The organism is Variovorax nitratireducens, assembly GCF_051216545.1.
Classification (GTDB): domain Bacteria; phylum Pseudomonadota; class Gammaproteobacteria; order Burkholderiales; family Burkholderiaceae_C; genus Variovorax.
On record NZ_JBPJZO010000001.1, the window covers coordinates 684,322 to 698,627 of the forward strand.

The 14,306-nt window shown below is 64.1% G+C and carries 11 protein-coding genes and 2 tRNA genes; 7 read left to right on the top strand and 6 right to left on the bottom strand.

Annotated features, from left to right (window positions below; genetic code table 11):
• Position 1 precedes the first annotated feature (1 nt).
• Positions 2–748, bottom strand: a complete 747-nt coding sequence (locus tag ACSFA8_RS03160) for an alpha/beta fold hydrolase (protein WP_435478059.1) — start codon at positions 746–748, stop codon at positions 2–4.
• A gap of 242 nt (positions 749–990) precedes the next feature.
• On the opposite strand from ACSFA8_RS03160, the gene ACSFA8_RS03165 reads away from it, so the two are divergent.
• Positions 991–1,953: a LysR family transcriptional regulator gene (locus ACSFA8_RS03165; protein ID WP_435478060.1), complete on the top strand. Its 963-nt coding sequence runs from the start codon at positions 991–993 to the stop codon at positions 1,951–1,953.
• A gap of 10 nt (positions 1,954–1,963) precedes the next feature.
• Here the strand turns inward: ACSFA8_RS03165 and ACSFA8_RS03170 are convergent, their stop codons facing one another.
• Both ACSFA8_RS03170 and ACSFA8_RS03175 read right to left on the bottom strand, forming a co-directional pair.
• Positions 1,964–2,461, bottom strand: a complete 498-nt coding sequence (locus tag ACSFA8_RS03170; RefSeq protein WP_435478061.1) for a hemerythrin domain-containing protein — start codon at positions 2,459–2,461, stop codon at positions 1,964–1,966.
• A gap of 120 nt (positions 2,462–2,581) precedes the next feature.
• The gene (locus ACSFA8_RS03175; protein ID WP_435478062.1) at positions 2,582–5,005 is read right to left on the bottom strand and encodes a catalase; all 2,424 of its coding nucleotides are present in this window, start codon (positions 5,003–5,005) and stop codon (positions 2,582–2,584) included.
• 195 nt (positions 5,006–5,200) lie between these two features.
• Between ACSFA8_RS03175 and ACSFA8_RS03180 the strand changes: the two genes are divergently transcribed.
• The 3 genes from ACSFA8_RS03180 to ACSFA8_RS03190 all read left to right on the top strand — a co-directional run bounded on the left by ACSFA8_RS03180 (position 5,201) and on the right by ACSFA8_RS03190 (position 8,289).
• Complete coding sequence (locus ACSFA8_RS03180; RefSeq protein WP_435478063.1) at positions 5,201–5,968, top strand: histidine phosphatase family protein; 768 nt, start codon at positions 5,201–5,203, stop codon at positions 5,966–5,968.
• Positions 5,969–5,976: 8 nt separating this feature from the next.
• A complete protein-coding gene (locus tag ACSFA8_RS03185) occupies positions 5,977–6,897 on the top strand; it encodes an NAD(P)H-hydrate dehydratase (protein WP_435478064.1) in 921 nt (306 codons plus the stop codon).
• A gap of 963 nt (positions 6,898–7,860) precedes the next feature.
• Entirely contained in the window at positions 7,861–8,289 is a 429-nt protein-coding gene (locus ACSFA8_RS03190; protein ID WP_435478065.1) for a hypothetical protein, read from the top strand.
• 241 nt (positions 8,290–8,530) lie between these two features.
• On the opposite strand, the gene ACSFA8_RS03195 is transcribed toward ACSFA8_RS03190, so the two are convergent.
• Positions 8,531–8,606: transfer RNA gene (locus ACSFA8_RS03195), tRNA-Lys, on the bottom strand.
• A gap of 126 nt (positions 8,607–8,732) precedes the next feature.
• On the opposite strand from ACSFA8_RS03195, the gene ACSFA8_RS03200 reads away from it, so the two are divergent.
• Positions 8,733–9,440, top strand: a complete 708-nt coding sequence (locus tag ACSFA8_RS03200) for an SDR family oxidoreductase (protein ID WP_435478066.1) — start codon at positions 8,733–8,735, stop codon at positions 9,438–9,440.
• A 56-nt stretch (positions 9,441–9,496) separates the two neighbouring features.
• On the opposite strand, the gene ACSFA8_RS03205 is transcribed toward ACSFA8_RS03200, so the two are convergent.
• Positions 9,497–9,572: transfer RNA gene (locus ACSFA8_RS03205), tRNA-Ala, on the bottom strand.
• Positions 9,573–9,660: 88 nt separating this feature from the next.
• Between ACSFA8_RS03205 and ACSFA8_RS03210 the strand changes: the two genes are divergently transcribed.
• Positions 9,661–10,539 (top strand): alpha/beta hydrolase, encoded by an 879-nt coding sequence (locus ACSFA8_RS03210; RefSeq protein ID WP_435478067.1) that lies wholly within the window; start codon positions 9,661–9,663, stop codon positions 10,537–10,539.
• A gap of 98 nt (positions 10,540–10,637) precedes the next feature.
• Here ACSFA8_RS03210 and ACSFA8_RS03215 read toward each other — a convergent pair whose 3' ends face one another.
• On the bottom strand, positions 10,638–11,615 hold the full coding sequence (locus ACSFA8_RS03215) for a GMP reductase (RefSeq protein WP_435478068.1): 978 nt from the start codon (positions 11,613–11,615) through the stop codon (positions 10,638–10,640).
• Positions 11,616–11,786: 171 nt separating this feature from the next.
• On the opposite strand from ACSFA8_RS03215, the gene ACSFA8_RS03220 reads away from it, so the two are divergent.
• The gene (locus ACSFA8_RS03220; RefSeq protein ID WP_435478069.1) at positions 11,787–14,201 is read left to right on the top strand and encodes a UvrD-helicase domain-containing protein; all 2,415 of its coding nucleotides are present in this window, start codon (positions 11,787–11,789) and stop codon (positions 14,199–14,201) included.
• Positions 14,202–14,306: the final 105 nt, after the last annotated feature.

Consider the following 14,306-nt stretch of genomic DNA (forward strand, 5'->3'; position numbering starts at 1 on the left):
GTCAGCGCGTCGCCAGCGCTTCTTGCGGTACCGCTGCGCGCAACCAGCTGCGCAATGCCCGCAACAGCGCGTCCGGCTGGTCGGCATGCACCCAATGGCCGGCATCGGCGATACGTTCGAGCTGCGCGCGCGGAAACATGCGCGCGATGCCCGGATGGGATTCGGGTCGCACGTAGTCGGAGTCCGTCCCGGCGAGGAAGAGTGCCGGCCCTTCATAGCGTCGATGCATCAGCCCCTGCTGGAATCCGCACAGATCCCGCATGCACATGGCCACCGCCAGCAGGTTGAGCCGCCAGTCGAAACGCTCGTCGTGACCCCAAAGATGCCGCATCGCAAAGTCGACCGGCTTGTTCCGGCCTAGACCGCGCATGGTCGTCATGTACGGCGAGAACTGGTCGCCGTAAGGCTCGGGCGCGATGTCTATCACCGCCACGCCGGAGATTGCCTGCGGGTGTTCGAGGGCGAGGCTCATCGCGGTCTTGCCGCCCATGCTATGGCCGATCACCAGCGGCCGATCCAGTTGCTCGCGCTTGATAAGTGCCAGCACATCGAGCGCCATCTCGCTGTACGACATGGTCTGCCCCCGAGGCGACGCGCCGTGGTTGCGCGCATCCGGCATGTAGACCCGGTGCGTGGCGCCCAGCGCCTGGGCGATCCGGAGCCAGTTGCGTCCGGCGCCGAAAAGGCCGTGCAGGATCACCACAGGTGAACCGCTGCCCACGGCCTCGAATGCCAACTCGATCGACAAGGCGCCCTCGCTATCGCTTCGGGGTTACCGGCGGTCGCCGAAGTCGGCGCGGATTTCGGGCGGTGAACGGAGTATCCGACTCGAGCGCGCTGTCATTCGTGGTGTTCCTGTGAGGGGGATGCGAGGGTTTGACAGAGCTTATTGGGGACGGGTCGACTGGTAAAATGGTTTACATCCATACGCTGCATCGATGCCGCGAATACCTTGCGGGTCGAGTTGAGGTTCGATAAGCGAGGCTATCCGTGCGGTTCAACAAGCTTGACCTGAATCTGCTGGTGGCTCTGGATGCGCTGCTGGCCGAACGCAGCATCAGCCGGGCGGCCGAGCGGTTGCACCTGAGCCAGTCCGCGATGAGCAATGCCCTGGCACGGCTGCGGGCCTGCCTTGACGACGATTTGCTGGTACAGGTCGGACGCAAGATGGAGTGCACGCCCCGGGCCGAAACCTTGAAGGAGGCCGTGCGCGACGTGCTGGTGCGTGTGGACAGCGCAATCCTCGCGCAGCCGAAGTTCGACCCTGTTCGTTCGGATCGAACATTCCGCCTGCTCCTCTCCGACTACACGATGGTGGTGCTCATGCCGCACCTGCTCGTGCTGGCGCGCCAGCAAGCGCGCAACGTGCGCTTCGAAATGCTGCCGGTAGTCGATTCGCCCCAACGCGATTTGGAGCGCGGCGAGGCGGATCTGCTGGTGCTCCCGCGCAGCTACTGCTCGCCCGACCATCCCGTCGAGATCCTGTTCGAAGAAGAGTTCCTCTGCGTGGTGTGGAGTGGCAGCAGCTTCGGGCGTGCCAACAAATTGACGCTCGAGCAGTACGTGACCGCCGGCCATGTCGCGATGCAACCGCAGGGCATGGACAAGTCCACGCTCGAAGACTGGTTCCTGCAACGCTACGGTACTGCGCAGCGCATCGAAGTTACGGCCTTCGGCTTCGCACCCGTCCCGCATCTTGTCGTGGGAACCGACCGCATCGCCACCGTGCATGCGCGACTCGCCCGAGTGGTGCAGAAGTCCCTGCCACTGACCCTGCTGCCGCCGCCCTTGCCGTTGGCCAGGATCGAACAGTCGGTGCAATGGCACAAGTACCGCTCCCAGGATCCGGGGCTGGTCTGGCTGCGCGGCCTGCTGCATGAGGCCGTGCTGCAGATGGATGCGGATGCCGGACAGATCCGCTCATCCGCGAGCTCGCCGGCCACGCATCCGTAGCGCCTTCGGCTCAGACTGTCGCGTCCGCCATCTCTGCCATCAGTTCCTCCTTGCGCATCTGGAGTTGCTCGCGCATGGCCCGCAGATCCAGGCTTTTCGCTGCACGCGCCTTGGGGAACATCTCGCCGCGCTCTTCCTTGACGTGGTGATCGATGTATTCGCCCAACACGATCACCTTCGCATCGAACTTGTCGTCGATATCGGTTGCATCCCTGATCTGGGCGATCAGATCCTTGGCAGTGGCATGCTCGACCTCGGCCTCGTCCAGAAGATCCGTGTCCTTGATGGCGTCGCGCAGGGCAGGGTAGAAGATTTCCTCTTCGATCTGCGCATGCACCGTCAACTCCATGCAGATCTCGTCGGCGAGATCGCGCTTCTTCTGTGACGCACTGGCGGCTTTGGACTTGATAAGTTCATCGTAGTCCTTGAACATCTTCTTGACCTTTCGGTGATCCGCATCGAGCAGGCTGCAGGCATCGGGCTGGCTCCGGGGGGTCGTGGCTGGCATGGTTGAACTCCTGATAAGTAGGTGGGGGGATGGGAAGACTCGGCTGCGGTTGCCGAGCTTGTTGTAGGAAGGCGGCGCAGGCTCGTTTCGGACAGCGCAACCTTCGCCAGTCGCTCTCGCTCAGCCCTTTGGCGGATCGTTTTCCCGGCCGTAGTGCCGGTGCATCCCCACGGCGGCAATGAAGTCGGCAATGGCCGCGTCGGCGCCAGCCGCATCAGCAAGGATCAGTCCGGTATCGGGCGAGCCATCCGGCAGCGTCAGCGGGATCTGGGCCTCCGCCAACAGTGCCTCGGACGCACCGAAGGCGAGGATGGTTTTGCAATGCCAGTATTGATCCCGCAGGAATTCGAGCGTGTGCGCATCCGCATCGAGGGCTTCCACGGCACCCGCGCCATCGGGCAGCACCAGCGCGTCAAAGAGGAAACCGGGAGAGTTCTCCATCGTCGCATCTGCTGCAAACCTCTCGCCGCCCGCGCCCACATAGGTTCCGAGGCGGGCGCCGACCAGACGCGGCACCGCACCCGCTGCGACGAGCGCGGAAACCAGCTTGCCGAGCGATGCCCCTTCGACGCCTTGGGCCACTAGCACCGCGACCTTGCGCGTACGGATGCCGCCATCGCCGGGCCGGGCCATGAGCGACAAGGCGGGCGAGGTCTGCACTTCGGGAGGCGCGGGATTCTCGAGCGCCTTGGGCAAAGGCGCTGGCAATTCCATCCCCAGATCTTGCGCGAGCCTTGCCGCCAGATCGGGCGCTGCATTGAGGAGCCCCGCGACCATGCGTTCGCGAATGGCCGGCACGGTCACCTTGGAGAGCTCGAACCGGAATGCATTGCCGATATGGGCCTTTTCCACCTCCGTCTGGCTCTCGAAGAACAGTCGGGCCTGCGTGTAGTGATCGGCAAACTTCTCAGGCTTGATCCGAACCTTGTTCGCGTTCTCCTTCGCGTCGATCCGGCGCGCGACGCTTGCGAAACCCTGTGCGGCGCCCGCCTGGAACGGACAGCCGCCCGCAAGCGAGTTGGGCTCGTAGGCGACGCGACCGCGGTGGATCGCCTGCCGGTGCATGCCGTCGCGCTGGTTGTTGTGCACTTGCGCAATCGGCGCATTGATCGGCAGTTCGTGGAAGTTGGGGCCGCCCAGGCGACTGATCTGCGTGTCGACGTAGGAGTGGATGCGACCCGCAAGAAGGGGGTCGTTGGTGAAATCAAGCCCCGGCACGATGTGAGCCGTGCAGAAGGCGACCTGCTCCGTTTCCGCGAAAAAGTTGTCGGGGTTTCGGTTGAGTACCAGGCGGCCCACCACCTGCACCGGCACGAGCTCCTCGGGGACGATCTTCGTCGCATCGAGGATGTCGAAGCTGAACTGCTCGGCTTGCTCTTCCGTGAAGATCTGCAGACCGAGTTCCCACTCAGGGTATTCGCCTGCCTCGATGGCCTCCCAAAGATCGCGACGATGGAAGTCCGGATCGGCACCCGATATCTTCACGGCCTCTTCCCACACCAGCGAGTGCGTGCCGAGCTTGGGCTGCCAATGGAACTTGACGAGCACGGCTTCACCCGCTTCGTTGACCAACCGGAACGTGTGCACCCCGAAGCCCTGCATCATTCGATAACTGCGTGGGATGGCACGGTCTGACATCTGCCACATAAGCATGTGGGTCGACTCGGGCATCAGCGAGACGAAATCCCAGAAGGTGTCGTGTGCACTGGCGGCTTGCGGCATCTGATGGTGCGGCTCCGGCTTCACTGCGTGGACGAGATCGGGAAACTTCATGGCGTCCTGGATGAAGAAGACCGGCATGTTGTTGCCCACCAGATCCCAGTTGCCCTCGTCCGTGTAGAACTTCACGGCGAAGCCGCGGACGTCGCGTGCAGTGTCTTTGGAGCCGCGCTCGCCAGCGACCGTCGAGAACCGAACGAACACGGGCGTGACCTTGCCTGCTTCCTTGAAGGGCGCGGCCTTGGTGTGCTTCGTCAGCGGCTCGTAGCATTCGAAGAAGCCATGCGCGCCGGATCCGCGTGCGTGCACGATCCGCTCGGGAATCCGCTCATGATCGAAATGCGTGATCTTCTCGCGCAGAACGAAGTCTTCGAGCAGTGCTGGCCCTCGGGCACCCGCCTTGAGGGAGTTCTGGTTGTCGGCGATGGCGACGCCCTGGTTGGTCGTGAGCGTCTGGCCGCTCGAATCGACGCGCACGCGATCGAGCGTGTCGATCGTGGCATTCACGCTCTCCTGCGCCACCGTGCCGGTCTTGCCGGAAAAGTTTTCTTCGGAGAGCGTGCTGGCGGCCGGCAGGCGGGATGGGGGGCTGACGCTGGCGCCGACCGGAGTCGATAGCGCGTTGGCGTCTCCGTACTCCAGCGGCTTGTTTTCATTGGCGGGCATCCCGCTCGCGAGCGCCTGCGTGTCGATCGCTTTCTGCGTGGGCGGATCGCCTTTTCCTGCAGCGGGTGGCGCGGGCTGAGCGGGCCCGCTGTCGGTGTTTCGCGCGGCAGCGTGTGCAGCATCGAGCTCAGCTGAAGAGGTGGTTGGTTTTTTGGCCATGACATTCTCGATGTGAAGGAAGCGCGAGGCTAGGTATGGCCCGTTTCTGGACTTGTAGGAGAGAGGCGCTTCCAGATCGAGAGCGTTGCTGACGGGACGCCGCCAGCCGTCGACGCGACGTCGCCAATGGGTCTTGGCCTACGAGGCGACCTTCATGTCCCTTCTAAAGTCGCTGCACTTCTGTGTGGGGTTTTGATGCATTCGAACTGGCCTGACACCTTGTGGATCGTTCGGCACGGCCAAAGCGCGGGCAACGTCGCGCGCGACGCAGCCGAGTCCGGTGGATTGGCGGTGATCGATCTCGCCTGGCGGGACATCGATGTCCCGTTGTCGCCGCTGGGCGTGGCGCAATCGAAGGCGCTTGGCGAATGGTTCCAGAAGCTGCCGCCGGATCAACAACCCGAAGTGGTGTTGTGTTCGCCCTACCTGCGCGCCAAGGAAACCGCTCGCCTGGTCACCGAGCGCTGTCGCCTCGCGCAGCACGAAGTCACGCTGCGGATTGACGAACGCCTTCGCGAGAAGGAGTTCGGGGTGCTGGATCGCCTCACCAAGCTCGGCATCCACCAGAAGCATCCCGAGCTGAACCAGCAGCGGATCCATGTAGGGAAGTTCTATTTCCGCCCGCCCGGCGGCGAGAGCTGGTGCGATGTGATTCTTCGCCTTCGCAGCCTGCTCGAGATGGTGACGCGCGAGTACGCGGATCGCCGGGTGCTGGTGGTCGCCCATCAGGTGATCGTCAACTGCATGCGCTACCTGCTCGAGCACATGGACGAACAGCAGATCCTCGAGATCGACCGCCAGGGTGACGTGCCCAACTGCGCCGTGACGTCCTATCGCGCGCAAAGGCGGGCTGACGAGGATCAGGTACTCCAACTGGATCTGGTGAACTTTCTCGCACCGCTGCGGGAGGCTGCGACGCCAGTCACGAGCGCGCCGGATCAGCCTGCGGCGCCAAAGCCCTGATGCCTCCCATGCCCGCCATTTCATCGCGCGCAAGACCGCTGGACAGCAAGGCGCTCGCCCGGTGGCCTATCCCTGACCACGGTGCCGATGCCGACAAGGAGGCGCGGGGGCACGTGTTGGTGGTCGCGGGAAGCGAAGAAGTGCCGGGTGCTGCATTGCTCGCCGCCGTGGCAGCGTTGCGCGCCGGCGCTGGGAAACTGACGGTGGCCGCGCCGCGCAACGTGGCGCTGGGTCTCGCGCTGGCCATTCCAGAAGCGCGTGTGATTCCGCTCGATCAAAGCCCATCTGGCGCGCTGCAGGCGCGGGCGGTGGCCAGGCTGGCGCCTCTTGTCGACAAGGTCAGTGCAGTGGTGTTGGGCCCCGGCATGCTCGACGAGCGCCGCAGCATCGCATTTGTACGGGCGCTATTGCCGCTGTTCGCGTCGAGCACGATGGTGTTGGATGCCGTGGCGATGTCGATCGTGCGCGAAGGAAGCTTCGCGCAGCCTGTCATCCTCACGCCTCATGCGGGGGAGATGGCGCACCTGACCGGTTTTTCCAAGGAGCACGTTTGCGTCGATCCGCACAAGGTGGCTGCGGAGGCGGCCCGACGCTGGAACGCCTGCGTCGCCCTGAAGGGCGCCGAGACCTTCATTGCCATGCCTTCGGGTGAGGCCTGGCGCTTCACCGGGGGAAGTTCCGGTCTGGCGACCTCCGGTTCCGGGGACATACTCGCCGGCCTGATTGGCGGACTTTCTGCGCGTGGAATGGAGCCGCTGGCCGCCTGCGGTTGGGGGGTAGTGCTGCATGCGCGTGCCGGGGCCTCGCTCGCCCGGCGACATGGCCCGTTGGGCTATCTGGCGCGGGAGCTGGCTGGCGAGTTTCCAGCCTTGATTCATGCCGCGGGCTCGCGGCGCCAGCGACGCGCTGCGTCGGGCGGTAAGCGCTGAACCCCCGGCGCTTTCTCGCGACGGGTGCAGGGGTGTTCTTCTTACGTGACTTGCCTTGAGAAGAGCGTAGTTTGGGCCTCTGAGTTGACGTTTCATACATTCGAGTGACTCGCTGCCTGTGAAAGATCTGCCATGGCGCCAAAAACAGAAATTGGCCGGTACTTCCACCAAGACTGGGAACTGCGATTTTTCATGGATCGAGTCAGCAGTGAAGGAAACTGCCACGGCAGGGTTGTAGTTCTGAGGTACGGCGAAATAAAGGGCACCTTGGCCTCATCGGGCGTCTTCAAAAGCCAGAACGAACTGATCGAGGGGATGAAGGCCCGAGGAATCTGTTGGGTCGACGAATATCGTCAACTCAGCCCGCCCACAACGCAGAAGGCAAGGCGCTGATATAGCAGGAGCCCTGCGCGGAGTTGTCTGCTGCGTCTGGGCCCGTGATTGGCGACAGTCGACGGCATCGAGGACCGGCCAAGGATTTGGCGGCTGCCGAAGCACCTCTACCAGCGCCGCCGCTGTCTGCCAGAGAGCATGGGGCCGTAGGCTGAATCTGTATGTGCTCTGGCGTACGGACTTGCATACAAAGAACGGCATCAGAACAGCGATGGCTCGATCGGGGCGCCTCTTCGGCGAGCTGGTGAGCCATGCGTCGTCTGGTGCGCGCTGCGCGAGATCGCATGAACGCCATGCGGTAGGAGCAGCGAGGCCTTCGTGGTTAGGGAAGTCAGAAAAGATAGGCCATCTGTTGTATGGAGAAGGGTCGATTTAAGGCGTACAACAATTTCGCCCGATGGGCCTCTGCGCCTGTTTGTTCAAGCTCCCGAGTTGATGCTCTGGCCCTGGTATCACCGCCCGTGGCGGGGCAGAGGGAAGATCATGGACAAAATTTGCGGTAGGGCTGTGCTTTGCTCTATAGCGGCTGCGACGATGATGGGCGCTGCGTGGGCACACCAAGAAGGTCGAATGACGGGTGGCGGAAGCTTTGTCTGCAGTGAACCGGGGCAGCAAAGAGTGACGCACGGGTTCGAGTTGCATTGCAAGGGCGATCCGCCGGCCACGCTCGCAGTGCCAAACAATCTGGAAATCAACTTTTCCGGCGGCGACAATTTTCATCTGACCACTTTGACGAAGGCCGTGTGCACCGACACTGACGCGATCCAACAACCCCCGAATGCGGACTTCGACACCTTTGACGGAGCGGGAACCGGCACCTTCAATGGTCAGCCCGCAGAAATAGCATTTACCTTCACCGATGGCGGAGAGCCTGGCACGAAAGACACCGCCCTGGTCCTCATCAAACTGACGGGGGGGCAAACCGTGCTCAGTTGCAACACGGCGCCTCTGACCTTCGGAAATCATCAGGCGCACAGGGCGACCGGCAGCAAGAAATAGCGGCCGTCCCGGCACTCTCGAAAGGCATCGGGGGCGAAAAGAAGCGAGGAACGCGCCGGGCGTTGGCAGCCCTGTGCCTGGCAGCGCTATCGGCGCCCGAAGGTCGTCGCACGTCGTCGCACATGCGCGCGGAGGCCACGCTGACGGGATTCGTGACAAGGTGGCCGATTGAGGGCCAGAAACACAAAAGCCCGCTATCGATTAGATAGCAGGCTTTCTAGTAACCGCGCGGGTAATTTGGTGGTGGGCCCTGAGTGACTCGAACACTCGACCTACGGATTAAGAGTCCGCTGCTCTACCAACTGAGCTAAGAGCCCCTGAATCGCATTGCTGTGATCAGGCAATCCTTCGATTATAGCCCAGAAGAATCGGTGCCGGCCAGCAACCGGCGCTACCATCGCCGGCACTCGCGCGCTTGCGCAACGAACCCCAAGGATGCATCGATGACCGACACCCTCAAGACCCAATCCCACGTCGTGCTGACGGGCGCCGCCGGCGCGCTCGGCCGCGCCGTGGCGCAGCACTTTCTCGACCAGGGCGCGCGTCTCGCGCTGCTCGATCACCATGCCGAAAAGCTGGCCGAGACCTTTCCCGGCCTCGACAACTCGCAGCATCTGCTGATTGCCTGCGACGTGACGTCGGTGGCGGCTATGCAGGAAGCATCGGCGCAGGTATTGAAGGTTTTTCAGCAGGTCGACACGCTGGTGCACATTGCGGGCGGCTTCGAGATGGGCGCTTCGGTGCACGAACTCGAACGTGCGAGCTGGGATCGCATGATGAACCTCAACGCCTGGTCGTTCGTGGCGGTGAGCCAGTCGTTCGTGCCGTCGATGATTGCGCATCAGGGCGGCAGCGTGATCGCCGTCACCGCCGCCACTGCGTCGCGCGGCCTGGCCGCCATGTCGGCCTATTGCGCGTCCAAGAGCGCGTTGCAGCGGCTGGTGGAATCGATGGCGGCCGAGTTGTCGCCGCACGGCATTCGCGTCAATAGCATCGCCCCGACGGTGATGGACACGCCGGCCAATCGCCATGCGATGCCCGATGCCAACCCGGCCGAGTGGGTGTCGACCGCGGTCGCCGCGCAGACCATCGGATACCTCGCGTCGCCCGCCGCGGTGGCGTTGCACGGCCGGCATTTGACACTCGACTGAGCGGCGCCCAACGAAAAAAAGGCCCTGGCGAATGCCAGGGCCTTTTTGCTGTCGGTTGGTGGAGAGGATGAGGATCGAACTCACGACCTCCGCATTGCGAACGCGGCGCTCTCCCAGCTGAGCTACCCCCCCAACGCAGATCGAGTTTAACGCGATTCATGCAGTTTCGTGGCGCGTGCCAAGATCACTCCGAATCGCTTTTTTCGACAAGGAACGACGCATGGCTCCACACGACGACCCGGTCTGGCTCGACCGCATGTACAACAACCGTGCACGCGTACCCGGGCACCCCGCGTACTTTGCGCGCTGGGCGCACGACTCGGCGCAGGTGCGCGCCGCCGCGCCGCCGGGCGTGATCGACCGGCGCTATGGCGACGGTGTCAACGAGACGCTCGACATCTTTCCCGCTGCGAGCGCGTCGTCCAGCGTGCCAGTGCTGGTGTTCGTCCACGGCGGCTACTGGCGCTCGCTCGACAAGAGCGACCATTCCTTCGTGGCGCCGGCATTCACCGCGCAGGGCGTTTGCGTCGTCGTTCCAAATTACGCGCTCTGCCCGGGCACCGCGGCGCAACCGGTGACCATTCCGGACATCGCGCTGCAGATGGTGAAGGCGCTGGCCTGGACTTGGCACCACGTCGCCGAGCATGGCGGCGATCCGTGCCGCATCACGGTCGCCGGGCATTCGGCCGGCGGGCACCTCGCGGCGATGCTGCTGGCCTGTGACTGGAAGGCGCTGGGCCTGCCGGCGCAGCTGGTGCGCAATGCGCTGTCGATCTCGGGGCTTTATGACCTCCAACCGCTGATGCGCACCCCCTCGTTGCAGGAGGCGTTGCGACTCACGCCGCAGGATGCGCGCCGCGCCAGCCCGGCCTTGTGGCCGGCGCCGAAGCAGGGCCGGCTCTACAGCGTGGTCGGCGGCGACGAGAGCGAAGAGTTTCTGCGCCACAACGCGCTGATCCGCAAGGCGTGGGGCGCGCGTACGGTGCCGGTCTGCGAAGAACAGCCGGGCCTCAACCACTTCAGCATCCTCGATGCCCTGGCCGACCCCTCACATGCCCTTCACGGCTCGGCCCTCTCACTGCTCCAAGATAAACGCTGACTTTTCCAGGGACACTGCGGAACCGGCTTTGCCGGGCCGCTGGTGTCGCCCCCTTGAGGGGGAGGCGGCTACACGAAGTGAGCCGCATCGGGGGTGGGCTACATCAGCAGGTGCTCGCCCTCGTTGGCGCCGCCGAGCGTCACGTAGTTCACCTTGCGGATGTCCATCAGTCTCTTGCCGCCCGCATAGCTGATCGAGCTCTGCACGTCCTGTTCCATCTCGACCAGCGTGCCGGCCAGCTTGCCCTTGATCGGCTCTAGGATGCGCTTGCCTTCGACGTGCTTGTACTCGCCCTTGTTGAAGTCGCTGGCCGAGCCGTAGTACTCCTTGAACAGCACGCCGTCGACTTCCACGGTCTTGCCCGGCGACTCTTCGTGGCCCGCGAACAGCGAGCCGATCATCACCATGTTCGCGCCGAAGCGGATGCTCTTGGCGATGTCGCCATGGTCACGGATGCCGCCGTCGGCAATGATCGGCTTGGTGGCCACGCGCGCGCACCACTTGAGCGCGCTCAGCTGCCAGCCGCCCGTGCCGAAGCCGGTCTTGAGCTTGGTGATGCAGACCTTGCCCGGGCCGACGCCGACCTTGGTGGCGTCGGCGCCCCAGTTCTCCAGGTCGATCACGGCTTCGGGCGTGGCCACGTTGCCGGCAATCACGAAGGACGCGGGCAGCTTTTCCTTGAGATAGCCGATCATGTTTTTCACGCTGTCGGCATGGCCATGCGCGATGTCGATCGTGATGTACTCCGGCACCAGGCCCTTCGCGACGAACTGGTCGACCGTGTCGTAGTCGGCCTTCTTGACGCCGAGCGAGATCGAGGCGAACACGCCTTTCTTTTGCAACTGCTCGACGAAGATCACGTTGTCCAGGTCGAAGCGGTGCATCACGTAGAAGTAGCCGTTCTGCGCGAGCCAGAGGCAGATGGTCTCGTCGACCACCGTTTTCATGTTGGCCGGCACCACCGGGAGGCGAAAGCTGCGGCCGCCGAGCTCGACGCTGGCGTCGCATTCGGAGCGGCTATCCACGCGGCACTTGCGCGGAAGCAGCAGGATGTTGTCGTAGTCGAAAATTTGCATGACCGAAGCTCCTTTGAAGAACAAATGAGCGCTTGGTTCGGCCGGCTTTCCAAAACGAAAAACCGGGCGCAAGAAACTTGGGCCCGGTGACTGATTTTACGCAGTCGCCCCGGGGCGCGCGCAATGGCCGTTCATATACCCCGCATACGCCACGCTTTCTACAATCGGGCGATGCTCACCGATACTGCGCCCCGCGCCGACCTGCCGCTGCTCCAGAACCTCAACCCCGAGCAGCTCGCCGCGGTGACCCTACCGGCCGGCAATGCGCTGATCCTCGCGGGCGCCGGTTCGGGCAAGACGCGGGTGCTCACCACGCGCATCGCCTGGCTGCTGCAGACCGGGCAGGTGTCGCCGGGGGGCGTGCTGGCCGTCACCTTCACCAACAAGGCGGCCAAGGAGATGATGACGCGCCTGTCGGCGATGCTGCCGGTCAACGTGCGCGGCATGTGGATCGGCACCTTCCACGGCCTGTGCAACCGTTTCCTGCGCGCGCACTGGAAGCTGGCCAACTTGCCGTCCACCTTCCAGATCCTCGACACGCAGGATCAGCTCTCGGCCATCAAGCGGCTGATGAAGCAGCACAACGTCGACGACGAGCGCTTTCCGGCCAAGCAGACGCAATGGTTCATCGCCGGCGCCAAGGAAGACGGCCTGCGTCCGCGCGACGTCGAAGCGCGCAGCGAGGACGACCGCAAGAAGATCGAGCTCTACCAGCTCTACGAAGAACAATGCCAGCGCGAAGGTGTGGTCGATTTCGGCGAGCTCATGCTGCGCAGCTACGAACTGCTGCGCGACAACGATCCGGTGCGCGAACACTACCAGCGGCGCTTTCGCCACGTCCTGATCGACGAGTTCCAGGACACCAACCGCCTGCAATACGCTTGGATCAAGATGCTGTCGGGCACCACCGCGGTCGACGGCACATTCCAGCCCGGCGGCAACAGCGTGATTGCGGTGGGCGACGATGACCAGAGCATCTACGCCTTTCGCGGCGCGCGCGTCGGCAACATGGCCGACTTCGTGCGCGAGTTCGATGTGCAGCAGCAGATCAAGCTCGAGCAAAACTACCGCAGCTACAGCAACATCCTCGATTCGGCCAACGAGCTGATCGGCCACAACACCAAGCGGCTCGGCAAGAACCTGCGCACCGAGCAGGGCCCCGGCGAGCCGGTGCGCGTGTACGAATCGACCAGCGACTTTGCCGAGGCGCAATGGATGGTCGACGAGATCCGCCAGCTGGTGCGGGGCTCCGGCGCCGACGCGGGCATCAACCGCAAGGAAATCGCCGTGCTCTACCGCAGCAATGCGCAGAGCCGGGTGATCGAAACCGCGCTGTTCAATGCCGCGGTGCCGTACCGCGTGTACGGCGGCCTGCGCTTCTTCGAGCGTGCCGAAATCAAGCACGCGCTGGCCTACCTGCGCCTGCTCGAGAACAAGGACGACGACACCAGCTTTCTGCGCGTCGTCAACTTTCCGCCGCGCGGCATCGGCGCACGCAGCATCGAGCAGTTGCAGGACGCGGCGCGCGCGCGCGGCCAGTCGCTGCACGACGCCGTCGGCGCGCTCAGCGGCAAGGCGGGCGCCAACCTGTCGGCGTTCGTCGCGAAGATCGACGTGCTGCGCGAGCAGACGCAAAACATCTCGCTGAAGGAAATCATCGAGCTCATCCTCGACCACAGCGGCCTGATCGAGCACTACAAGGCCGATCGCGAAGGCGCCGACCGCATCGAGAATCTGGAAGAACTGGTCAACGCGGCCGAGAGCTTCGTCACGCAGGAGGGCTTCGGCCGCGATGCCGTCGCATTGCCGATCGACGAGTTGCGCCAGAGCGCTGCCAGCCAGGGCATCGACACGAGCCGTCCGGTGCTCGACGAAGCACTGCCCGATCTCGCGCCCGATGCCGACACCGGCGAAACGCTGAGCCCGCTGGCGGCGTTCCTCACCCATGCCGCGCTGGAGTCGGGCGACAACCAGGCCAAGGCCGGCCAGGACGCGGTGCAGCTCATGACGGTGCACGCCGCCAAGGGCCTGGAGTTCGATTGCGTGTTCATCACCGGCATGGAAGAGGGCCTGTTCCCGCATGAGAACTCGATGAGCGATCGCGACAGTCTCGAGGAAGAGCGCCGCCTGATGTACGTCGCGATCACGCGCGCGCGCCAGCGGCTCTACCTGAGCCATTCACAGACGCGCATGCTCCATGGGCAGACGCGCTACAACCTCAAGAGCCGCTTCTTCGACGAATTGCCGGAGAGCGCGCTGAAGTGGCTGACGCCCAAGAACGCCGGCTTCGGCCAGTTCGCGGCGCCGAGCCAGCGCAGCGGTCGCTACGACAGCGGCTCCACTGGTTACGGTGGCTACGGCGGCGCGCGCGCCACCGAAACCTATGGCAGCGGTACGGTGCCGGTGCAAAAGGCGGCCCCGTCGCACGGCCTGCGCATCAGCCAGCAGGTGTTCCACAACAAGTTCGGCGAGGGCACGGTAACGGCGCTCGAAGGCAGCGGCGACGATGCGCGGGCCCAGATCAACTTTCCGCGCCACGGCGTGAAGTGGCTGGCCCTTTCAGTGGCCAAGCTGACGCCCGTCTGAATTCGCGGTGAACACCGCGGAACCGGCTCTGCCGGGCCGCCGGTGTTGCCCCCGGTAGGGGGAAGGAGAAGCGACACGCAGTGCGCGAAGCCTGGGGGCGAGCCT

Excerpts from the sequence above, each read along its gene's own strand:
- ACSFA8_RS03170 (WP_435478061.1), bottom strand. The coding sequence starts at position 2,461 with ATGCCAGCCACGACCCCCCGGAGCCAGCCCGATGCCTGCAGCCTGCTC.
- ACSFA8_RS03175 (WP_435478062.1), bottom strand. The coding sequence starts at position 5,005 with ATGGCCAAAAAACCAACCACCTCTTCAGCTGAGCTCGATGCTGCACAC.
- ACSFA8_RS03180 (WP_435478063.1), top strand. The coding sequence starts at position 5,201 with ATGCATTCGAACTGGCCTGACACCTTGTGGATCGTTCGGCACGGCCAA.
- ACSFA8_RS03185 (WP_435478064.1), top strand. The coding sequence starts at position 5,977 with ATGCCCGCCATTTCATCGCGCGCAAGACCGCTGGACAGCAAGGCGCTC.
- ACSFA8_RS03190 (WP_435478065.1), top strand. The coding sequence starts at position 7,861 with ATGACGGGTGGCGGAAGCTTTGTCTGCAGTGAACCGGGGCAGCAAAGA.
- ACSFA8_RS03200 (WP_435478066.1), top strand. The coding sequence starts at position 8,733 with ATGACCGACACCCTCAAGACCCAATCCCACGTCGTGCTGACGGGCGCC.
- ACSFA8_RS03210 (WP_435478067.1), top strand. The coding sequence starts at position 9,661 with ATGGCTCCACACGACGACCCGGTCTGGCTCGACCGCATGTACAACAAC.
- ACSFA8_RS03215 (WP_435478068.1), bottom strand. The coding sequence starts at position 11,615 with ATGCAAATTTTCGACTACGACAACATCCTGCTGCTTCCGCGCAAGTGC.
- ACSFA8_RS03220 (WP_435478069.1), top strand. The coding sequence starts at position 11,787 with ATGCTCACCGATACTGCGCCCCGCGCCGACCTGCCGCTGCTCCAGAAC.